Below are 20,165 nucleotides of genomic sequence, written 5' to 3'. Positions count from 1 at the left end.
CCGACCCAACGCTGCGCACTGGCCCGGCCGGGGCGGGGACACCCAAAGGGATTCACACGCCGGGCACGGGTCTGACAACGACCACTCCTGTGACGACACCCGCCGCTGTTGCTGAATAAAGTCAGCCAGTGAGGCATTGAAGTCAGGGCCCGTTGGGCCCTGCTTTTTTTTAGATCTCCAAAATTTATAGAAAACAGCACGCTAGCCCCCGTGGAATAAGCGCAAGCAGCTCCTGTTTCTATAGTTATTTTTCCAGTGACTTCTGCAGCGCCGCGTCCAGCACTTCGATCCAGTGGCGCACCGGGACGGCGGTGCCGCTCTGCAGGTGCGTGATGCAGCCGACGTTGGCCGAGACGATGACATCGGGGGGTGCCGCGCCAAAGGTGGTGTTCAGGTGACCGAGCTTGCGCGCCAGCAACTGATGGGACAAATCCGGATTCAGCACGGAATAAGTGCCGGCCGAGCCGCAGCACAGGTGCGCCTCGAAGCCGGTCACTTTGATGTTGAAGCCCAACTCGCCCAGGTAACGCTCGACGCCGCCGCGCAATTGCTGGCCGTGTTGCAGGCTGCACGGCGGGTGAAACACCATGGCGCCGGCCTGTTTTGACACCTGCGGTGAGACTTGATCACGCAATTTTTCGCTCAGCTCGGGCAGCCATTCGCTCACGTCCTGCGTCAGGGCGCTGATGCGGGCGGCTTTCTCCGCATAGGCCGGGTCATCCCGCAGGATATGGCCGTATTCCTTGACCGTAACGCCACAGCCCGAGGCGTTCATGAGGATGGCCTCGACCCCGGCGTGGCCGTTGTGGCCTTGCAGATAGGGCCACCAGGCGTCGATGTTGGCGCGCATTTCCATCATGCCGCCATCCTGGTCGTTCAGGTGAAATTTCACCGCACCACAGCAACCGGCTTTCGGCGCGATCACGCACTGGACACCCGCCGCGTCCAGCACGCGGGATGTGGCGTTGTTGATGTTGGGCGCCATGGCCGGTTGCACGCAGCCCGCCAGCAGCAGCACCTGGCGCGCATGTTCGCGCGTGGGCCAAGCGCCCGCGCCCTGTTTGGCCGGCACCTTGGCTTGCACGGCGGCAGGCAGGATGGGGCGCACCATTTGGCCCAGCGCCATGGCGGGGGCGAACAGCGGTGACGGCAGGCCTTCTTTGAGCGCCCAGCGCAGGGCTCGCTCACCGGCCGGGCGGGTCACTTTGGCATCGACCAGCTTGCGCCCGATGTCGAGCAGATGGCCGTACTGCACGCCGCTCGGGCAAGTGCTTTCGCAACTCCGGCAGGTCAGGCAGCGGTCCAGATGCAGTTGCGTCTTGCGCGTCGGCGTGGCGCCTTCAAGCACCTGTTTCATCAGGTAGATGCGCCCACGCGGACCGTCCAGCTCGTCACCGAGCAACTGGTAGGTCGGGCAGGTGGCGGTGCAAAAACCGCAGTGCACGCACTTGCGCAGGATGGCTTCGGCAGCCAGACCGTCGGCCGTGGCCTGGTATTCAGGGGCGAGTTGAGTTTGCATCGGGGTACATCCGGCCACGGTTGAAGATACCGGCCGGGTCAAACTCGGCCTTGAGGCGCTGGTGGATCTGGGCCAGCACCGGCGTTAAGGGATGAAAACGGGCTGTAGCCACCGCTCCATCTGCGTCAGGCGCTCTGAAAAGCAGAGCGCTTCCACCCACATCGGTCGCCGCCTGACGCAGCTGCGCTTGGCTTGAGAGCGGCGCCCAGAGCCAGCGCAGGCCGCCATGCCACTCGATCAGGGGCGCGTAGGACAAGGCCAGCGCGGGCGCGGTGGGCGGCAGCGACAGGCGCCACAAACCCAGGTCGGGCGCGGGCGGCTTGAAGAACGGCAGGGTTTGGTCGCGGCAGGCGTCCCAGTCGGGGCCGGCTTGCGCGTTGTCCAGGCGCGCGCAATCACCGCCTGCGGCTTGCAGGTCGGCCAGCAGGCGCGGGCAGGCCACCGCGACCGCCGCGCTGGCGCCGCGCAAGCGCACAAACAGGGTGCCCTGCGCCGGGCTGACGCTGTCGTCATGCACCCAGCAACTGGCGTTCAAGGGCAGCGGCTGGCCGCCCCAGCGCTGCAGCAAATCAAGGGCGGCTTGCTGCCCGATGCCACGCGCCATCAAAGTGGCCTCAAACGGTGCCACCGGCAGCACTTTGAGTGAGATTTCAGTCAGCACGCCGAGCGTGCCCAGGGCGCCCACCATCAGGCGCGAGACGTCGTAGCCCGCCACGTTTTTGATCACCTGGCCGCCAAAAGTGAGCAACTCGGCGCGGCCGTTGAGCAGTTTGACGCCCAGCACATAGTCACGCACGCCACCGACACTGGCACGGGCCGGGCCGCTCAGGCCAGCGGCCACCATGCCGCCGACGGTGGCACCGCTTGGACCGGCGCCAGGCTGCGCAAAGTGGGGCGGCTCAAAAGCCAGGCACTGGCCTTTTTCAGCCAGCGCGGCTTCCAGTTCGCTCAAAGGCGTGCCCGCGCGCACCGTGACCACCAGCTCGCTGGGCTCGTAGCTGATGATGCCGCTCAAGCCCGTGAGGTCGAGCAACTCGCCTTGCAGCGACTGGCCATAGAAGTCTTTGCTGCCGCCAGCGCGAATGCGCAGCGGGGTGCGCTCGGCGCTAGCGGCGCGAATGCGCTCGGTGATCTGATGCAGCAGTAAGTCCATAAGGTGCAGGCCGGAGATGGCGCGTTGGAAGGTTGTGCCGATGGTAAGGGCTAGTCGACGAAGAAGTTGACCGGCAGGCCGGGGACGCTGACGCGCATGGCAAACACGCAGCCCGACTCGGGAAAGTGGGCCAACTCGGCCGCACCGCGGCCATGGCGCGCCGTGGTGACAAACAGCGTCTGCAAGTCCTCACCACCAAAGCAGGGCATGGTCGGGCATTGCGCCGGGATGACGAACTCGGCCAGCAAGGTGCCGTCGGGCGCCAGTTGGCAGACGCGGCGGCCCTCGTACATGGCCACCCAGTAATTGCCCTGCACGTCGACGGCAGCGCCATCCGGTCGGCCCTGGTAGCCGCCGTTGTCAGCCGCGCCGTCAGACTGCCAGCCAGGCGGCTTGGGCGCGAACTGGGCAAAGGTGCGATGCCCGCTCAGGCCGTTGCGCGGCAGGTCGTAATCCCAGGCGTGGATGGTGTGGCTGGGGGTGTCGGCCCAGTACAGGGTGCGGTCATCAGGGCTCCAGGCCAGGCCGTTGGCGGTGGTGGCGGGCAGCACGGTTTGATCGAGCTGGCGCCGAATCTGCGGCGCGGCGCCCGCGCGGCAGTCCAGACAATAGAGCGCGGCATTGCGCGCCACCCGGGTCTCGTCCAGCGTGCCAATCCAGAAACGCCCCAGCGCGTCACACTTGCCGTCATTGGCGCGCAGCTGCTGCGGGTCGTAGTCGAGCGTGGCGATGTGTTGCAGCGGCCCACCCCACTCGCGGGCGCGGAACACGCCATGGCGCAGCGCAATTACCAGGCCGCCGCTGGCCGCGGGCGCGATGCAACCGGGCTCGCTCGGCATGGCCCAGGTCTCGACCGGGCTCAGACCAAGCTGGGTGCGCAGGATCTTTCGGCCCGCAATATCGACCCAGTACAGCCGCTGTTCGTGCGGGTGCCAAAACGGCGATTCGCCCAGGATGCAGGGTTGCGGGGTGATGGTTTGCCAGCTCATAGTCCAGGAGTCTCGTCGTGGGTTTTGCGGGTGACCATTGTGCACTGTCGCGCCGGGCGGACTTGATGGACGCCTAGAATCTCCCAGCGCGTTTGCAGCAAAGAACCGGGGTCCTGCCGTTATGACAACTGAAGATATCAGCTTCACTGATTTCATCGCTTCATCGATTCACGACATGAAGAATTCGCTGAATATTCAAGTCAATGGTCTGGAAACCATCGCCGACGCCTGTCGGGCGCGCTTTGATAACGACACCCTGGCGGCACTGGGGCCGATCATCCACCAGGCGCACCGCATGAACGCCAACCTGATCCAGCTGCTCAGCCTCTACAAGCTTGGCAAATCGATTTACCCGGTGGACATTGCCGAACAGTCGGTCGCCGATGTGATCCATGAGGCCCTGCTGCACAACCGCTCGGCGATGGAATTCAAGGGCATCACGATGGACGTGGATTGCGACGAGGGCTGCTACTGGTATTTTGACCGCGACCTGGTGACCGGCATCTTGCTCAACGCCCTGAACAACGCCTACAGCTACACCACTGACAGGATTCGCATCGCCGCCCACGTTGAAGGCGGGTTCCTTGAGCTGCGGGTTGAAGACAACGGCCGGGGTTACCCCGACACCATGCTGCAAAGCGACGGTGTGGCGGCCAACAAGGGCGTCAATTTTTCAAGCGGCAGCACCGGCCTGGGGTTTTATTTTTCTTCCCGAGTGGCGCAGATGCACAAAAACGGCGCTCGGCAGGGTTCGCTCACGATAGAAAACGGCGGCGCGTATGGCGGTGGCTGTTTTGTCGTGCGACTGCCCTAGCCCACCTTGACGAGGCCCCGACCATGACTTTTTCACTCCCGCAAGCCAACACCTTGATCATTGACGATTTTCAGGGCATGCGCACCATGCTGCGGGACTTCGTCCGGCTCATGGGCGTCACCCGAATCGACACCGCCAGCAATGGCCACGAGGCCATCAAACAGCTCAGCGCCAACAAATATGACATTGTTATTTGTGACTACAACCTCGGGCCTGGCGCCAACGGGCAACAGGTGCTGGAGGAGGCCAAGCTGCGCAATTTTGTCGGCGTGTCCACCATCTGGGTCATGGTCACGGCCGAAAAAACCACCGACATGGTGATGGGGGCGGCGGAGGTCAAGCCCGACGACTATCTGCTCAAACCGATCAACCAGGTGTTGCTGCAAAGCCGTCTTGAAAAATCGATCGCACGCAAGCAGTCGCTCGGTGCGATCGAGGCCGCCATCCGGGCGCAAGACTACAGCGCCGCGATCGCCTTATGCGATCAGCAGTTGCAGGCGCGCGCCGTCAATCCCCAGGAAATCTTGCGCATCAAGAGCGACTTGCTGCTGACTCTTGGGGACTACCCGGCCGCGCGGGCGCTGTTTGATTCGGTGCTGGCACTGCGCAGTGTCCCATGGGCCAAGACCGGCCTGGGCAAGGTCTTGTTTTACAGCCAGGACTATGCCGGTGCGGTGCCATTGTTTCAGCAGGTGCTGCAAGAAAACCGAATGTACATGGAGGCGGCCGACTGGCTGGCCAAGACCCTCGATGCGATGGGGGACAGCGCGCAGGCCCAGCAAGTCTTGCAGGACGCGGTGCGGCTGTCACCTAACTCGCCGATTCGCCAAAAGACCCTCGGCGACACGGCCTACCGCAATGGCGCGCTCGATGTGGCGCAAGCGGCGTTCGAGAAGACCATCAAGATCAGCGAATTTTCGCCGCACAAGAACCCGGCGGTTTACGCCCGGCTGGCTCGGGTCTTCTCGGACAAGGACTCCCCAGAAGAAGCGCTGAACATCCTCAAGCGCAGCAAGGCCGATTTCCGATACAACCCGGCAGCCGCCCTGCAAACGGCGGCGGCCGAGAGCCGGGTCTATCAGAAAATGGGGCAAGTGCAGAAGGCCGAAGCGGCCATGCTGGATGCCGAGCGACTGATGGAACAGCTGGCCGACAAGGTGAGCCCCGAGTTGACGATGGAAGTGGCCACATCGCTGTTCAAGCTGGGGAACAAGGACAAGGCGTGCGGTTTGCTGCAAGAGCTGGTCAAAAACAACCATGAAGATGCCGAACTCTCCAGGCAGATCGGCGCCGTCTTTGAGGGCGAAAATATGGCAGAAGAGGGCCAGACCCTCATCAAGGCCTCGCGCAATGAAGTCATCGACATCAACAACCAGGGCGTCACGCTGGCCAAGCAAGGCGACTTCCAGCAAGCGGTCAAACTATTGAGAACTGCCGCGCAGCAGCTGCCCCATAACGAAGTGATCAGCGTGAACCTGTGCGGCTTGCTGATTGGCCTGATGCAAAAAGACGGCAAGACCGAGGACTTGGTTCTTGAAACCAGAGAGCTGCTCGGTCGCGTGCGCGAAATGAACCCGGCTAACCAGAAATACCGTGCCTATGCGCTCGCGCTGGCCCGTCTGACGAACGAACACTAGCGCTGATTGATCGGTCGCTGAGTTCCCATTGCCAACATAGCCATTTGAAATTTGATTCACCGGGAGGCGGCGTTTTCTTCCGTCGACCAGTGCCCGCTTCCTGGCAGCCCAGTTGCACCAGTTGGCCTACCTGCGGGCGCCAGTGCGAATTTGACCAGCGGTACCGCGAATCATTGACAGGCGTGAAGATCACCGCGGCCCTTCCACTGGACGGCCTCGATAGGGGTGGTTTTTCAGGCGCGTGTCACTGCGCTCATGCGGCTTGACTATGACCTTGCTCGGGTCGATCCAGTCTTCCCATTTGAAATTCTCAATCACCTGAGCCTGGTAACTCTCGGGGAGAGGACGATCAAGAATGTCATTGATGTGTACCCACTGCTGGTAGCGCATCAGGTCCACCTGGTAGGGCGTGGGATTGCCACCTGCCAGCTTGACCACTGCTTTGAGCGCCTCGACGTCCTTCATTGTGATTTTGGGCTGCCAGGTGATCTTGCCGGGCAGCATCACTGGCTCGCCAGGGATGTTGTTGACGCCTTCCTTCCACGTCGCCAGTACGGCTACCTTCGTGTCCTCGCGGTACAGGATGACGGCATGGCTATAGCGCTTGTCCTTGAAAAACCCAAGGTTGCCATACTGCAGGCGCGCACCGGTGAGAAATGCCACGGCGTCGGACCAGCAGGGCGACTCGCCACTGATGCCCCACAGCACGCTGCGATCGATGATGCCGTCCGGGAACAATATCTTGAAAGCCATCCAGGCCGAATTTGCTGCCGTGGTGGTCCCCTCGCAATCATGGCCATGGAACCGGACCATGTCCTTCAGCGTAACGGGGTAGGTATAGGGGTAGTAGCGCCCCTGCGTACCCTGAGTGGCCAGCATCTCGAACACCGGTGCATAGGGCTTGGCCACGATGGACGCATACCAGGTTGGGGTGCGGTCTGGTGCCTCCACCCCAGTCTCAACGAAGATCGTTTCGCCTTCTTTGTAGGTGGGCTCGGCAGCCAAGGCGCTTGCGCCGGCTACCAATAGCGAAAAGGCCAAAGTCAGCCCTCTGATCGTCATGAGAATCTCCTACAAGTTGCACGGCCTGTGCGCAGCCGAACCAAAAGCCCCTGTCACGGTCCGCCGCCCTACGCACTTGAGGATGTCGAACAACCCATGACACAGCAAGCGTAAGAGTCAGTGTGGTTTCCAGTTTTGATAAAAAACAAACGACGAGGAATCTCAACCGCATGGGGCGAGGCATCACACTCAGGCGCAGCGTCAAACCTTGGACGTCCGACCGCGAATGTCAGTTGCCGGTGTAGCTGCCGGTTCAATTGATCGCCACATTGCGAAGGGACAAACCGCGCATGTCAATGTCGACATGGGAGCATCGCTAACTGGCACCACATCTGCAGAGGCGTAATCGGGCGCGGGCTGCAAAACCTTGACCCGCAAAAAAGCCCACCCGAGCCTCAGACTCGGGTGGGCTTGCCAGGTGAGCCGGCTTATTTGCTGTAAGCGGTCTCGCCGTGTGAAGTGATGTCGAGACCTTCGCGCTCGTCTTCTTCACTGACGCGTAGACCGATGGTCAGGTCGACGATCTTGTAGGCAGCGAAGGACACGACGCCCGACCAGACAATGGTGGTCAACACCGCTTTGGCCTGAATCCAGACTTGGGCAGCGATCGAGTAGTCCGCGCTGGTCACCATGGTCGCAGTCACCCAGTCGGCCACATAGCCGGGGCCGCCCAGGGCTGGCGAGTTGAAGACGCCGGTCAGCAGCGCACCCACAATACCGCCGACGCCGTGCACGCCAAACACGTCGAGCGAGTCGTCGGCGCCGAGCAGCTTCTTGAGCCCATTGACGCCCCACAGGCAGGCAAAACCGGCCACCGTGCCAATGACCAGGGCACCACCGACACCGACATTGCCGGCGGCCGGCGTGATCGCCACCAGACCAGCCACCGCACCCGAGGCCGCGCCCAGGATGGAGGCCTTGCCGCGCATCAGCGCTTCACCGATAGACCAGGCCAGCACCGCCGCCGCCGTGGCGCCAAAGGTGTTGATGAAGGCCAGCGCGGCAAAGCCATTGGCTTCCAGGGCCGAGCCGGCGTTAAAGCCGAACCAGCCAACCCACAGCAAGGAGGCGCCCACCATGGTCAGCGTCAGGTTGTGTGGCGCCATGGATTCTTTGCCGTAGCCGATGCGCTTGCCCACCATGTAGGCGCCGATCAGACCGGCGACCGCCGCATTGATGTGCACCACGGTGCCACCGGCAAAGTCCAGCGCGCCCGATTGCCAGATGTAGCCGGCCTTGGCGTTCATGGCATCGACCACGTCTTTGGCGCCGTAAGCGTCCGGGCCCATCCAGAACCAGACCATGTGGGCTATCGGGGCGTAGCTGAAGGTGAACCACAGCACCATGAACATGAGCACGGCTGAGAACTTCATGCGCTCGGCAAAGGCTCCGACGATGAGTGCACCGGTGATGCCGGCAAAGGTGGCCTGGAACGCGGCAAATACGATCTCGGGAATGACCACGCCCTTGCTGAAGGTGGCGCCGTTGGCGAAAGTGCCCGCCACGTTGTCCCAGATGCCTTTCATGAACAGCCGATCGAACCCGCCGACAAACGCGTTGCCCTCGGTGAAGGCCAGGCTGTAGCCATAGATGAACCACAGCACCACGATCAGCGAGAAGGTGACCATCACCTGCATGAGCACCGAGAGCATGTTTTTGGAGCGCACCAGGCCACCGTAAAACAGCGCCAGGCCGGGCACCGTCATCAGGATCACCAGCAGGGTCGACACCATCATCCAGGCGGTGTCGCCCTTGTTGGGAACCGGTGCCGGGGCGGCGGCAGGCGCGGCCTCCGGGGTGGCTGCGGGTGCAGCAGCGGTGGCCAGGGCCGCCGGTGGCGCAGCCTCATCGGGCTTGACTTCTGCCGGGGAAGAGGCGGGGGCAGCTGCTGCGGGCTCGGCGGCCGGAGCTTGGGCCAGTGCGGCGGTGCTGCCGACCAACAGACTTAGACCCAGGGCAAGGGATAGCAATAGTTTTTTCATGGTAGTTCTCGTCAATCAGGGTGGAGCGAGGCGCTTACAGGGCTTCTTTACCGGTCTCGCCGGTGCGGATGCGGATGACTTGTTCAACGTCATAGACAAATATCTTGCCGTCGCCAATCTTGCCGGTGCGGGCAGCGCCCTCCACGGCTTCGATCACGCGCTCGACCAGTTCGTCGGACACGGCCGCTTCAATCTTGACCTTGGGTAAAAAGTCGACCACGTACTCGGCCCCGCGGTAGAGCTCGGTGTGGCCCTTTTGCCGCCCAAAGCCTTTGACTTCGGTCACGGTGATGCCCTGCACGCCGATGCTGGACAGTGCTTCGCGCACTTCATCGAGTTTGAAGGGTTTGATGATGGCGGTAACAAGTTTCATGATGGCTCCTTGGCATGAAATGAGTGAAGGGGGCTCAGTGAATTCAGTTTCATCAGCTTCTCCGATTAAGTTGACACACAAGAGTCTTAAGCAGAGTTCATGCCAGCATTTCTGCGCTGCTGGCGGCTGCCACCGATGGCAGAGGGACCGGCTTTGCGCTAATATCAATGTATAAATAAACAGTATGCACCGACTTGGTGCAAAAATGGTGGAGGCGGCACCAATCCGCGCCAGCCCTTTTTGAAGAGGAATCGTGATGAGTCTGTCTTTGGTGCAAAGTCGCGCGCTGCTGGGCCTGGACGCCGCCGCCGTCACGGTGGAGGTGCATTTGGCCAATGGCCTGCCCAGCTTCACGCTGGTCGGTTTGGCCGATGTCGAGGTGAAAGAGGCGCGCGAGCGGGTGCGCTCGGCCATTCAAAACTCCGGACTGGAGTTTCCGCACAACAAGCGCATCACGGTCAATCTGGCGCCGGCCGATCTGCCGAAAGACTCGGGCCGCTTCGACCTGCCGATTGCGCTGGGCATTCTGGCCGCCAGTGGCCAGATCGACGCGGCCCGCTTGGCCGGCTATGAGTTTGCCGGCGAGTTGTCGCTGTCGGGCGAGTTGCGCCCGGTGCGCGGCGCGCTGGCCATGAGCCTGGCCTTGCACGCCAGCCAGGTGGTGACGCAACTGGTGTTGCCGCCCGGCAGCGCCGAAGAAGCGGCGCTGGTGCCCGACGCCCAGGTTTACAGCGCCCGCCATCTGCTCGACGTGGTGCAGCATTTCTTGCCGCAAGACGCCGCTGCGCCGCCCGCGGAGCCAGCAGCCGGTTGGTCACGGGTCACGGCCGCGCCTCGGTGCGAGCTCGCCCGCTACCTGGACCTGGCCGACGTCAAGGGCCAACTGGGCGCCAAACGGGCGCTGGAGATTGCCGCGGCTGGTGGCCACAGCCTGCTGATGATGGGACCACCAGGCTCGGGCAAGTCGATGCTGGCGCACCGCTTTGCCGGCCTGCTGCCGGCCATGACGACCGACGAAGCGCTGCAAAGCGCGGCGGTCGCCAGTTTGGGTGGGCGCTTTTCACTGGACAAGTGGGCCCAGCGGCCCACCTGCAGCCCACACCACACCGCCAGCGCGGTGGCACTGGTAGGGGGCGGTTCGCCGCCGCGGCCGGGCGAAATTTCGCTGGCGCACCATGGCGTGCTGTTCCTCGATGAACTGCCCGAGTTCCCGCGTGCCGCGCTGGAAGCGCTGCGCGAGCCACTGGAGTCGGGCTCAATCACCATTTCACGCGCGGCGCGGCGCGCCGAGTTTCCGGCCCGCTTTCAGCTGATTGGCGCCATGAATCCCTGCCCTTGCGGCTACCTGGGATCAAAGCAAAAGGTGTGTCGCTGCACACCCGACCAGGTGGCGCGCTACCAGAGCAAGCTCAGCGGCCCGCTGGTGGACCGCATTGACCTGCATGTGGACGTGCCGGCCCTGCCAGCGGGTGATTTGTTGCAGGCGAGCGCCGGTGAAAGCACGGCCGACATCCGCGCGCGTTGCACGGCCGCGCGCGAGCGCGCCATAACACGCCAGGGCAAGAGCAATCAAGCACTGCAGGGCAAGGAAATAGACCAGTACCTGTTGCTCGACGAGGCCGCCGTCAAGTTCCTCAACATCGCCGCCGCGCGCCTGGGCTGGTCGGCCCGCAGCACGCACCGGGCGTTGAAAGTGGCGCGCACCATTGCCGACCTGGCCGGAGCCCGCACCACCCAGGTGACGCACGTGGCCGAGGCCATGCAGTACCGGCGTGCGCTGCGGGCGGCTTAGCAGCACGTAAAATCGGGGCCATCACAACTCCAACTGGCGCCCGTCATGCAGCACGTCGTGTTCAATCAAAAAGGTGGCGTCGGCAAGTCCACCATCACCTGCAATCTGGCGGCCATCAGCGCCTGGCAGGGTTTGCGCACACTGGTGATTGACCTGGACTCGCAGGGCAATTCCACCCGCTACCTGCTGGGCGCCGATGCCCCGGAAGATCTGCCCAATGTGGCGGAGTTCTTTGAGCAGAGCCTGAAATTCACCATTCGCGACAAGCCGCCGGGCGACTTCATCGTCAACACCCCCTGGGAGGGGCTGGACCTGATGCCCTCCAACCCGCTGCTCGATGAACTGCATGGCAAGCTGGAGTCGCGCCACAAGATTTACAAGCTGCGCGACGCGCTTGTCGCTTTGGCCGACGACTACGACCAGATCTACATCGACACGCCGCCGGCGCTGAACTTCTACACCCGCTCGGCCCTGATGGCGGCGCAGGGTTGCCTGATTCCGTTTGATTGCGATGATTTTTCGCGCCGGGCGCTTTACACGCTGCTGGAGAACGTGGCGGAGATCAAGGCCGACCACAACGCCGACCTGCAGGTCGAGGGCATCATCGTGAACCAGTTTCAGCCGCGCGCCAACCTGCCGCAGCGCCTGGTGCAGGAGCTGATCGACGAGGGCCTGCCGGTGCTGCAGCCCTACCTGAGTTCCTCGGTCAAAATTCGGGAGTCGCACGAGCAGTCCCTGCCGATGATCTTTCTGGACCCCAGCCACAAGCTCACGCACGAATACGTGGCCCTGCACGACGCGCTCTTGTAGCTGGCGCGCAGCCAAGCACATTGCCTCAACCTTAACAAGTCCTGAATTAATAGCTGCCTGCGCTTATTCGACGCGGGCTAGTGTCCGATTTGGCTTAAAAACCTGACCAATCCATGCCTGTGCCGCCCCCCATCAACCTGCGCCTGGTCGGCTGGCTGTCGCTGGCGCAGTTGATCAGCTGGGGCAGCATCTTCTACACCTTTGCCCTGGTCATGGCGCCGGTGGAGCGTGAGCTGGGTTTGAGCCGGGCCGAGTCGTCGCTGGCGTTCAGCCTGGCCTTGCTGGTCGAGGGCTTGCTGGCGTACCCGGTGGGCCGCTGGATTGACCGGGGCCATGAGCGCCTTGTCATGACGGGTGGCTCGGTGCTGGCCGGTGTTTGCCTGCTGCTGCAGGGCAATGTCACCGGCATGGTCGGGTTTTATGCGGTGTGGGCCGGGCTGGGTGCGGCGATGGCGGCCATTTTGTATGCGCCCGCCTTTGCCGTGGTGACGCGCCGCTTCCCCAACGATTTTCGCCGCGCCATCATCCTCATGACTTTTTTGGGTGGCCTGGCCAGCACCGTGTTCATCCCGCTGACAGCCTGGCTGATGGCACTATGGGGCTGGCGCCATGCGTTCATCGCCCTGGCGGCGCTGCATCTGCTGGTGTGTGCGCCGCTGCACGGCGCTGGCGCTGCGCGGGGCGCCGCGTCCGGTGCCCCGCGTGGCCGCCGCTGACCCGCAGGCGGTCAAAGGCGTGTCCGATTTCATTTTCAGTGCCCCGTTTTTGCTGATTGGCGTGTTTGTCGTGCTGCTGATGGCGGTCACGGTGGCGCTGCCTGCGCACATGGTGAATCTGCTGCGCGAGAACGGCTTGCGCGAGGTCTGGGTCATCGCCATTCCGGCCGGCATCGGTGTCATTCAGGTCCTGGGTCGGCTGCTGCTGTATTTTTTTGAGCATCACGTCGACCCGCATCTGGCGAACCGGCTGATTCCGTGCCTGATTCCGCTCGGGCTGCTGGCCTTGCTGGCAGCGCCCCTGTCCGCTGACGGGCAGGTGGGGGCCGTGCTGCTGTTTGTGCTGCTCTATGGTCTGGGCAACGGCATGCTGACGATTGTGAAAGGGACGGCCATCGCGCAGTACGTGAACCGTGACCATGTGGCCACGCTCAATGGCGCGCTGGGCCTGCCGCTGGCGCTGGCGCGCGCGGCCGCGCCTGTGCTGCTGGGTTTGTTGTGGACGGCGCAGGCGGGCTACACCCACGGCCTGTGGCTATTGCTCGCGCTCAGCGTGGTCGGGGTGGGCGCCTTGATGCTGGCGCAGCAGTTGGCGCTGCGCTCGCGCTAAGAATCACAGATTGGGTGCCAACAGCCGCTGCAGCGCCTGCTCGTTCATGCCCCGGCGCAGCGCCAGGTCCTTGAGCTGGTCGTCGCCGATCTTGCCGACACTGAAATAGGTGCTGTCCGGGTGGCCGATGTAGAAGCCACTGACGCTGGCGGCTGGCGTCATGGCCAGACTCTCGGTCACGCCCATGCCAATGTCACCGCACTGCAACAACTCGAACATGTCTTTTTTCACGCTGTGGTCCGGGCAGGCCGGGTAGCCCGGCGCCGGGCGGATGCCGGCGTATTTCTCGGCGATCAGGTCGGTGGCGGGCAGGGCTTCATCCGGCGCATAACCCCACAGGTCGGTGCGAACTTTTTTGTGCAGACACTCGGCAAAGGCTTCGGCCAGCCGGTCGGCCAGTGACTTGAGCAGGATGGCGCTGTAGTCGTCGTGCGCGGCCAGAAACTGCGCTTCTTTCTTCTCGATGCCGATACCCGCCGTCACAGCGAAGACGCCGATGTAGTCGTGGATGCTCGCTGGCGCGGGAATCACGGCCCCGGTATTCCCTGGCATATTTAAGCCTTTTTGGCCTGTAGCCCCCGTCATATCTGCGTTAGCCGCTACGTTTTCTGTAGTTATTTTGGGTGCCACAAAGTCCGCCAGGCAGCGGCTCGGGCGCATCACACCGTCGATTTCTTCCTTCGCCGCTTGCTGGCGCAGGCCGTACCAGGTCATGGCCACGGTGCTGCGGGACTCGTCGGTGTACAGCGCAATGTCGTCGTCGTTGACCGTGTTGGCGGGGTACAGGCCCAGCACGCCATTGGCGGTGAGCCAGCGACCTTCGATGATTTTCTTCAGCATCGCCTGGCCGTCGGCATAAACCTTCCTGGCTTCCACGCCCACGACCTCATCGTCCAGAATCGCCGGGAACGGCCCCGCCAGGTCCCAGGTCTGGAAGAACGGGCCCCAGTCGATGTACCGGGCAATCTCGCCCAGGTCGAAGTTCTTGAAGACGCGCCGGCCAATGAACTTCGGCGTGGTCGGGGTGTAGTCTTGCCACGCCATTTCCGTTCGGGCTGAGCCTGTCGAAGCCTTAAGCCCTTCGACCCCTTCCACCGCGCTCAGGACAGGCAGCTCAGGGCGAACGGGGGTTGGCAGCCACTTGTTGGCGCGGGCCTTGGCCAGCGGCCACAGCGGAATCTGCTTCTTGTTGGCGTGCTGCTGGCGCACCCGCGCGTAGTCGGCATCGAGGTCGGTGACAAAAGCATCGGCCTGGTCGCCGAGCAGGTTTTGCACCACGCCCACGCTGCGCGAGGCATCGGGCACATAGACCACCGGGCCCTCGTAGTGGGGCGCCACCTTGACGGCCGTGTGGACCCGGCTGGTGGTGGCGCCGCCAATCAGCAGCGGGATTTTTTGGATGCGGAAGTAATCGTCCTTCTGCATCTCGCCGGCCACGTACTGCATTTCTTCCAGGCTGGGCGTGATCAGTCCCGACAGGCCAATGATGTCCGCGCCCTCGACCTTGGCCCGCGCCAGAATCTCGTGGCACGGCACCATCACGCCCATGTTGACCACGTCAAAGTTGTTGCATTGCAGCACCACGGTGACGATGTTTTTCCCGATGTCATGCACGTCACCCTTGACGGTGGCGATGATGATCTTGCCCTTGGTGGCGACATCGCGGCCAGCCGCCTCGTCGAGCCGCTTTTCTTCTTCAATGTACGGAATCAAGTGCGCCACGGCGGACTTCATCACGCGCGCGCTCTTGACCACCTGCGGCAAAAACATCTTGCCCTGGCCAAACAGGTCGCCGACGATGCTCATGCCCGCCATCAATGGGCCTTCAATCACATGCAGCGGCCGCCCGCCCTTGGCGATGATGGCCTGGTAGGCTTCTTCGGTGTCAAGCACGATGAAGTCGGTGATGCCGTGCACCATGGCATGGCTCAGGCGCTGTTCAACGCCGACCGGCTGCTCCGGCGTGCCGCGCCACTCCAGTTTTTTGCTTTCGTCCTTGGCGCCGCTCTTGGCCGTTTCGGCAATCTCGACCAGCCGTTCACCCGCATCCGGCCTGCGGTTCAGCACGACGTCTTCCACCCGCTCGCGCAACTCAGGTTCGAGGTCGTCATAGACGCCGACCATGCCCGCGTTGACGATGCCCATGTCCATGCCGGCCTTGATGGCGTGGTACAGAAACACGGTGTGAATCGCTTCCCGCACCGGGTCGTTGCCCCGGAAGCTGAAAGACACGTTGCTGACACCGCCGCTGACTTTGGCGCCGGGCAAATGCTGCTTGATCCAGCGCGTGGCGTTGATGAAATCGACCGCGTAGTTGTTGTGCTCTTCAATGCCGGTGGCAATGGCAAAGATGTTGGGGTCAAAAATGATGTCTTCGGGTGGAAAGCCCACCTCATCGACCAGGATGCGGTAGGCGCGCTCGCAAATGCCGATCTTGCGCTCGTACGTGTCGGCTTGGCCCTGCTCGTCAAACGCCATCACCACGGCGGCGGCACCGTAGCGGCGCAGCAACTTGGCCTGGTGCTTGAAGGCGTCCACACCCTCCTTCATGCTGATGGAGTTGACCACCGCCTTGCCCTGCACGCAGCGCAAGCCGGCCTCGATCACGCTCCACTTGCTCGAATCGATCATCACCGGAACCCTGGAGATATCTGGCTCGGACGCTATCAAATTGAGAAAACGCACCATGGCCGCCTGACTGTCAAGCATGGCCTCGTCCATGTTGATGTCGATGATCTGGGCGCCGTTTTCGACCTGCTGGCGCGCCACACTCAGGGCCTGGTCAAACTCGCCGTTGAGAATCATGCGGGCAAAGGCCTTGGAGCCGGTCACGTTGGTGCGCTCGCCGATGTTCACAAACGTGGCACTTGGGGCGCTGTCATCCGCAGACGGCGCAGCGCCAATGGTCAACGGCTCCAGGCCGGACAATTTCATGGGGGGAACTAGGGTTTCAGACATGCAACTCACCTGTGATTTCACTTCAAATCAAAGCGATATGTCGTTGACCCTCCTTGCCGTGCATTCGCACTGTCTGCGTCGGGTCGCCTAATCTCACTCTGATTTGAAACGAAATAAAAATCAATGATCAGGTGAGCGTCGTTGTGAGGTATCCAAGCCTGACCGGCCATGTGGCCGACTGCAACGCTCCTTGGAAGCCGGTGATTTTACGGGTTGTTCGCGTCAGCCGCTGGCGGCTTGCGCATCCCCAGCACCACCAGGGTGATCACCGTGAGCGGCAGCACGAAGCTCAGCATCACGCCTGAAAACGCGCTCAGTGCCGCATGCTGCTGGGCGGCGAGCACCAGGTACGCCACATAGGCGACGTAATAGGCCAAAAATACAGCCCCTTCCCAACGCGCAATCTCGCGCCCCGTCATGAACACGGGCACGCAGGCCAGCGCCACGGCGCTCATCACCCACAGATCAAAATTTATCGCAGCGGCAGGCACGTCAAGACCCGCGTTTCCCAATGCCGCGTTGACCACACCGGCAATCCCCAGGCTGCCCAAAATATTGAAGGTGTTGCTGCCCACCACGTTGCCCACGGCGATGTCGCGCTCGCCCTTGATCGCCGCCATCACCGAGGTCGCCACTTCGGGCATGGAGGTGCCGGCCGACACAATGGTCAGGCCAATCACCAGGTCGCTCACGCCCAACGCCTTGGCAAACACCACCGAGGCCTGCACCAGCCAGTCAGAACCCAGCACCAGCAAGCCCAGGCCCAGCGCGATCAACAGCAACTGAGCCGGCATGCGCTCCAGCCAGCTGCCGGTCTTGGCGGGCACAAACTCACCCGCGTATTCATCCTGGGCGGCCCGGGTCTGGCGGCGCGACTGCCTCACCAGAAACACGGTGTAGGCCAGCATCAGCCCCAGCAGCAGCAGGCCATCTGACAGACCGAGTTGCCCGTCAAGCGCAAACAAAAGCAGCAGCAGGCTGGCGCCCAGCATGATCGGCACCTCCTGGCGAATGAGCTGGATATTGACCACCAACGGGGTGATCAGCGCCGACACGCCCAGGATGAATAGCACGTTGAAGATATTGCTGCCAATGGCGTTGCCCAGCGCCAGGTCGGTCTTGCCCTCCAGCACCGCCCCGATGGACACCGCCACTTCGGGCGCGCTGGTGCCAAAAGACACCACGGTGAGGCCTACCACCAGCGGAGAAATGCCCAGCGCCAGCGCCAGTTTGGAGGCGCCGCGCACCAGCAGGTCAGCGCCCAGCAGCAGCGTGAGCAGGCCCGCGACAAACATCAGAAGTGTCATAAGAATATTGCAATTGGGGACCAACTTTTTGCGCCAACGCCGGGCTGGGGTGGCCCATGGCGGCGTCCACGGCCCACCGTCGTAAAGATGTTAGCACCGGGCTTGGGGCCAGCCGCAATGCCGCGTCATCAGGTCTGGACCGGCAACATGCCAACCCAAGCGAATGCCGACGGCTGCGATGACCCTGGCAGCCCGTTGAAAAAATGGTTTGATGGAATTATTGAGCGCAGGCCAAGCTCAAAAGATTACAGATCAAAAAGCCCTCTAACCCCCGTCATGACTGCGCAATTCGCTACCAATAGCGTAGTAAAACATTAATGCAGAAACTGGCGCTGCCCGAGCCGTCGCTGCTCGCAGTGCATCAGCCAGGATTCGCCTGCAGAGGAAAAATACAGAATTTTTTTGACCCGACCGCGCCAGACTCTTGCCGAGGCCCGCTGGGTCAACCCAGCTGACGCGATGAGCCGCCGACCGGAACTTGGCGCTAACCCCGGCAAACTGGGGCGGCACCTGCCCTGAAGTCTTTCCCAAATAGTATTATTTGGACTTGGCTCAGTAACGCTTCGACTTATCAACTGTAAGGAGATCACCATGACGAGCAAACAAAACCCGCGCGACCAACAGACACCTCTCAGCGGCAAGGTCGAGAACGACACCAACAAGCAGGGGGAGCAAGCGCCCACGCAATTGAATCAGGGTCAGCGTACCCCCGACAGTCGCAGCGACCGCGAGTCGCATGTGGGCGGCAGCAATCAGTCGCAGTCGCGACGTGGACCGGTGGGCACGCCCAAGCGCTGAGTGCAGCAAAGCGGTTCGCCGGCGCCGTGTGAATTGCTGGATGTCGGCAGTCAGTCTGCCAGCGGCGTTCATGCGGGCGGCGCGTCACGGTGCCAGATGAGCTCGCCGTTGCGCCACACGTTTCTCACGCGGTGATAGGGCACGCTGTGGCGCGTGCCGTCCTCTGCCGCCCTCTCGAATGCAAAGCCTGCGCCCGGCTCGAACCAGATGCGCTCCAGCGGCACCTTGACTTGCGCCCGGGCGACGCGGTCGTAGTAGCCGATCACGAACCGCGCCGTGCCGAATTCGGGGTCCCATCGGACGCGCGCAAGCAGCTCGTGGATGGGCGTCATCGCCTGACCCCTAGCCAGGGTCGGAGCCAACGGACCGCTGACGCCGCCATGCAGATGCCGTCCGCATGCCCAAGCTGCCTTGAATTTGCCAAGTCCGGTGCTGGCCTGGCTCGCGCCAGTCGCCCCTCAAGCCGCCTCTTTGTAAAACACATTCCTCTGCAGCACGCGCCCGGGCAGCGGCGCCACTTTGTCGTGAATCGCCCCAATGTGTTCCGGCGTGGTGCCGCAGCAGCCGCCCACGATGTTGACCAGGCCCTCGGCTGCAAATTCGCCAATCAGGCGACTGGTGTCGGCGGGGGTTTCGTCGAAGCCGGTGTCGCTCATCGGGTTGGGCAGGCCGGCGTTGGGGTAGCAACTGATGAAGGTGTCGGGCGCGGCGCGCGCCAGTTCCTGGATGTAGGGGCGCATCAGCGCGGCGCCCAGGGCGCAGTTCAGGCCCACGGCCAGGGGTTGCGCGTGGCGCACGCTGTGCCAGAAGGCCGTCACAGTCTGGCCGCTCAAAATGCGGCCGGACGCATCCGTCACCGTGCCGCTGATGATGATCGGCAGCTGCTGCCCACTGGCTTCAAAGAATTCATCGATGGCAAACAGCGCCGCCTTGGCGTTGAGGGTGTCAAAGATGGTTTCGACCAGCAGCGCATCGGCGCCGCCCTGCACCAGCGCTTCGACCTGTTCGTAATAGGCGGCGCGCAGTTGCTCGAAAGTCACGTTGCGCGCGCCGGGGTCGTTCACGTCCGGGCTGATGCTGGCGGTCTTGGGCGTGGGGCCTAGGGCACCGAGCACGAAACGCGGTTTGTCGGGGGTGGAAAATTTGTCGCAGGCGGCTCTGGCCAGCTTGGCCGAGGCCAGGTTCATCTCAAACGCCAGATCCGCCATGTCGTAGTCCGCCTGCGCCACGCGCGTGGCGCCAAAGGTGTTGGTCTCGATCATGTCGGCGCCAGCGGCCAGGTAGCGCTCATGGATGTCACTGATGACGTCCGGGCGGCTCAAGCTCAGCAACTCGTTGTTGCCCTTGACGTCTTTGTGGAAGTCCTTGAAGCGTTCGCCCCGGTACTGCGTTTCACCCAGCTTGAAGCGCTGAATCATGGTACCCATGGCGCCGTCCAGCACCAGGATGCGGTGCTGCAAAATCTCGGGCAGCTGTTGGCCGCGGGTGTAGTGGAGTGCTTTCATAGCCGCGTATTGTAGAAAGCCGCGGGCCGGGCGGTGCGGGGTGGGACAATGGCCGCAACAGCGCTCGGTGATTTTCTGGTTTTGCCGGAAAATATATGCCAAACGGGCCTCTAGCCCTCGTCCAATAAGCGTAAGCAGCT

At 62.8% G+C, this 20,165-nt stretch carries 17 protein-coding genes and 1 riboswitch; of the genes, 7 read left to right on the top strand and 10 right to left on the bottom strand.

Annotated elements, in window-relative coordinates; genetic code table 11:
- Nucleotides 1-244 precede the first annotated feature (244 nt).
- The 3 genes from glcF to GZ093_RS05155 are packed head-to-tail and all read right to left on the bottom strand — an operon-like array spanning nucleotide 245 to nucleotide 3,661.
- The gene (glcF, locus tag GZ093_RS05165) at nucleotides 245-1,519 is read right to left on the bottom strand and encodes a glycolate oxidase subunit GlcF (protein WP_296483004.1); all 1,275 of its coding nucleotides are present in this window, start codon (nucleotides 1,517-1,519) and stop codon (nucleotides 245-247) included.
- Nucleotides 1,497-2,672 (bottom strand): glycolate oxidase subunit GlcE, encoded by a 1,176-nt coding sequence (glcE, locus tag GZ093_RS05160; protein WP_296483001.1) that lies wholly within the window; start codon nucleotides 2,670-2,672, stop codon nucleotides 1,497-1,499. Before glcE ends, glcF begins: the two co-directional genes overlap by 23 nt.
- Before the next feature lie 50 nt (nucleotides 2,673-2,722).
- Nucleotides 2,723-3,661 (bottom strand): SMP-30/gluconolactonase/LRE family protein, encoded by a 939-nt coding sequence (locus GZ093_RS05155; protein WP_296482998.1) that lies wholly within the window; start codon nucleotides 3,659-3,661, stop codon nucleotides 2,723-2,725.
- Between the two features lie 121 nt (nucleotides 3,662-3,782).
- On the opposite strand from GZ093_RS05155, the gene GZ093_RS05150 reads away from it, so the two are divergent.
- The gene (locus tag GZ093_RS05150; protein WP_296482996.1) at nucleotides 3,783-4,475 is read left to right on the top strand and encodes a HAMP domain-containing sensor histidine kinase; all 693 of its coding nucleotides are present in this window, start codon (nucleotides 3,783-3,785) and stop codon (nucleotides 4,473-4,475) included.
- A 23-nt stretch (nucleotides 4,476-4,498) separates the two neighbouring features.
- Nucleotides 4,499-6,112: a tetratricopeptide repeat-containing response regulator gene (locus GZ093_RS05145; protein ID WP_296482994.1), complete on the top strand. Its 1,614-nt coding sequence runs from the start codon at nucleotides 4,499-4,501 to the stop codon at nucleotides 6,110-6,112.
- Nucleotides 6,113-6,301: 189 nt separating this feature from the next.
- On the opposite strand, the gene GZ093_RS05140 is transcribed toward GZ093_RS05145, so the two are convergent.
- From GZ093_RS05140 to glnK, 3 genes are all read right to left on the bottom strand, one after another.
- A complete protein-coding gene (locus tag GZ093_RS05140) occupies nucleotides 6,302-7,174 on the bottom strand; it encodes an FmdE family protein (RefSeq protein WP_296482991.1) in 873 nt (290 codons plus the stop codon).
- Between the two features lie 428 nt (nucleotides 7,175-7,602).
- Complete coding sequence (gene amt, locus GZ093_RS05135) at nucleotides 7,603-9,156, bottom strand: ammonium transporter (protein WP_296482989.1); 1,554 nt, start codon at nucleotides 9,154-9,156, stop codon at nucleotides 7,603-7,605.
- Between the two features lie 34 nt (nucleotides 9,157-9,190).
- The gene (gene glnK, locus GZ093_RS05130) at nucleotides 9,191-9,529 is read right to left on the bottom strand and encodes a P-II family nitrogen regulator (protein ID WP_296482984.1); all 339 of its coding nucleotides are present in this window, start codon (nucleotides 9,527-9,529) and stop codon (nucleotides 9,191-9,193) included.
- Nucleotides 9,530-9,785: 256 nt separating this feature from the next.
- Here glnK and GZ093_RS05125 point away from each other — a divergent pair, with 256 nt between their 5' ends.
- The 4 genes from GZ093_RS05125 (at nucleotide 9,786) to GZ093_RS05110 (ending at nucleotide 13,457) form a co-directional block, all read left to right on the top strand.
- The gene (locus GZ093_RS05125; RefSeq protein ID WP_296482981.1) at nucleotides 9,786-11,321 is read left to right on the top strand and encodes a YifB family Mg chelatase-like AAA ATPase; all 1,536 of its coding nucleotides are present in this window, start codon (nucleotides 9,786-9,788) and stop codon (nucleotides 11,319-11,321) included.
- A gap of 45 nt (nucleotides 11,322-11,366) precedes the next feature.
- Nucleotides 11,367-12,131 carry a ParA family protein gene (locus GZ093_RS05120; RefSeq protein WP_296482979.1) on the top strand — a complete coding sequence of 255 codons (765 nt, stop codon included), beginning with the start codon at nucleotides 11,367-11,369 and terminating at the stop codon, nucleotides 12,129-12,131.
- A 113-nt stretch (nucleotides 12,132-12,244) separates the two neighbouring features.
- Complete coding sequence (locus tag GZ093_RS05115) at nucleotides 12,245-12,847, top strand: MFS transporter (protein WP_296482976.1); 603 nt, start codon at nucleotides 12,245-12,247, stop codon at nucleotides 12,845-12,847.
- A complete protein-coding gene (locus GZ093_RS05110; protein WP_296482973.1) occupies nucleotides 12,741-13,457 on the top strand; it encodes a hypothetical protein in 717 nt (238 codons plus the stop codon). Before GZ093_RS05115 ends, GZ093_RS05110 begins: the two co-directional genes overlap by 107 nt.
- 3 nt (nucleotides 13,458-13,460) lie before the next feature.
- On the opposite strand, the gene GZ093_RS05105 is transcribed toward GZ093_RS05110, so the two are convergent.
- Nucleotides 13,461-16,415, bottom strand: coding sequence for a vitamin B12 dependent-methionine synthase activation domain-containing protein (locus GZ093_RS05105; RefSeq protein WP_296482970.1), 2,955 nt, complete (start codon nucleotides 16,413-16,415; stop codon nucleotides 13,461-13,463).
- 126 nt (nucleotides 16,416-16,541) lie between these two features.
- Nucleotides 16,542-16,613: riboswitch (S-adenosyl-L-homocysteine riboswitch) on the bottom strand.
- Between the two features lie 8 nt (nucleotides 16,614-16,621).
- Entirely contained in the window at nucleotides 16,622-17,722 is a 1,101-nt protein-coding gene (locus GZ093_RS05100; RefSeq protein WP_296482967.1) for a calcium/sodium antiporter, read from the bottom strand.
- A gap of 591 nt (nucleotides 17,723-18,313) precedes the next feature.
- On the opposite strand from GZ093_RS05100, the gene GZ093_RS05095 reads away from it, so the two are divergent.
- Nucleotides 18,314-18,520 carry a hypothetical protein gene (locus GZ093_RS05095; protein ID WP_296482964.1) on the top strand — a complete coding sequence of 69 codons (207 nt, stop codon included), beginning with the start codon at nucleotides 18,314-18,316 and terminating at the stop codon, nucleotides 18,518-18,520.
- A 68-nt stretch (nucleotides 18,521-18,588) separates the two neighbouring features.
- On the opposite strand, the gene GZ093_RS05090 is transcribed toward GZ093_RS05095, so the two are convergent.
- Both GZ093_RS05090 and GZ093_RS05085 read right to left on the bottom strand, forming a co-directional pair.
- The gene (locus GZ093_RS05090; RefSeq protein ID WP_296482962.1) at nucleotides 18,589-18,852 is read right to left on the bottom strand and encodes a DUF504 domain-containing protein; all 264 of its coding nucleotides are present in this window, start codon (nucleotides 18,850-18,852) and stop codon (nucleotides 18,589-18,591) included.
- 126 nt (nucleotides 18,853-18,978) lie between these two features.
- Nucleotides 18,979-20,025, bottom strand: coding sequence for a homocysteine S-methyltransferase family protein (locus GZ093_RS05085; protein ID WP_296482961.1), 1,047 nt, complete (start codon nucleotides 20,023-20,025; stop codon nucleotides 18,979-18,981).
- Between the last annotated feature and the right edge of the window lie 140 nt (nucleotides 20,026-20,165).

It is taken from the genome of Rhodoferax sp. (genome assembly GCF_010365055.1).
Lineage (GTDB): Bacteria > Pseudomonadota > Gammaproteobacteria > Burkholderiales > Burkholderiaceae_C > Rhodoferax.
The sequence above is the reverse complement of the archived record's forward strand: the minus strand, read 5'-3'. Positions and strand labels throughout refer to the sequence as shown.

Coding starts and splice junctions, on each gene's coding strand:
- GZ093_RS05120 (WP_296482979.1), top strand. CDS start 11,367: ATGCAGCACGTCGTGTTCAATCAAAAAGGTGGCGTCGGCAAGTCCACC.
- GZ093_RS05085 (WP_296482961.1), bottom strand. CDS start 20,025: ATGAAAGCACTCCACTACACCCGCGGCCAACAGCTGCCCGAGATTTTG.
- GZ093_RS05145 (WP_296482994.1), top strand. CDS start 4,499: ATGACTTTTTCACTCCCGCAAGCCAACACCTTGATCATTGACGATTTT.
- GZ093_RS05095 (WP_296482964.1), top strand. CDS start 18,314: ATGACGAGCAAACAAAACCCGCGCGACCAACAGACACCTCTCAGCGGC.
- GZ093_RS05150 (WP_296482996.1), top strand. CDS start 3,783: ATGACAACTGAAGATATCAGCTTCACTGATTTCATCGCTTCATCGATT.
- GZ093_RS05155 (WP_296482998.1), bottom strand. CDS start 3,661: ATGAGCTGGCAAACCATCACCCCGCAACCCTGCATCCTGGGCGAATCG.
- GZ093_RS05090 (WP_296482962.1), bottom strand. CDS start 18,852: ATGACGCCCATCCACGAGCTGCTTGCGCGCGTCCGATGGGACCCCGAA.
- glcF (WP_296483004.1), bottom strand. CDS start 1,519: ATGCAAACTCAACTCGCCCCTGAATACCAGGCCACGGCCGACGGTCTG.
- GZ093_RS05125 (WP_296482981.1), top strand. CDS start 9,786: ATGAGTCTGTCTTTGGTGCAAAGTCGCGCGCTGCTGGGCCTGGACGCC.
- GZ093_RS05105 (WP_296482970.1), bottom strand. CDS start 16,415: ATGTCTGAAACCCTAGTTCCCCCCATGAAATTGTCCGGCCTGGAGCCG.
- GZ093_RS05115 (WP_296482976.1), top strand. CDS start 12,245: ATGCCTGTGCCGCCCCCCATCAACCTGCGCCTGGTCGGCTGGCTGTCG.
- GZ093_RS05140 (WP_296482991.1), bottom strand. CDS start 7,174: ATGACGATCAGAGGGCTGACTTTGGCCTTTTCGCTATTGGTAGCCGGC.
- amt (WP_296482989.1), bottom strand. CDS start 9,156: ATGAAAAAACTATTGCTATCCCTTGCCCTGGGTCTAAGTCTGTTGGTC.
- GZ093_RS05110 (WP_296482973.1), top strand. CDS start 12,741: ATGCGTTCATCGCCCTGGCGGCGCTGCATCTGCTGGTGTGTGCGCCGC.
- glcE (WP_296483001.1), bottom strand. CDS start 2,672: ATGGACTTACTGCTGCATCAGATCACCGAGCGCATTCGCGCCGCTAGC.
- glnK (WP_296482984.1), bottom strand. CDS start 9,529: ATGAAACTTGTTACCGCCATCATCAAACCCTTCAAACTCGATGAAGTG.
- GZ093_RS05100 (WP_296482967.1), bottom strand. CDS start 17,722: ATGACACTTCTGATGTTTGTCGCGGGCCTGCTCACGCTGCTGCTGGGC.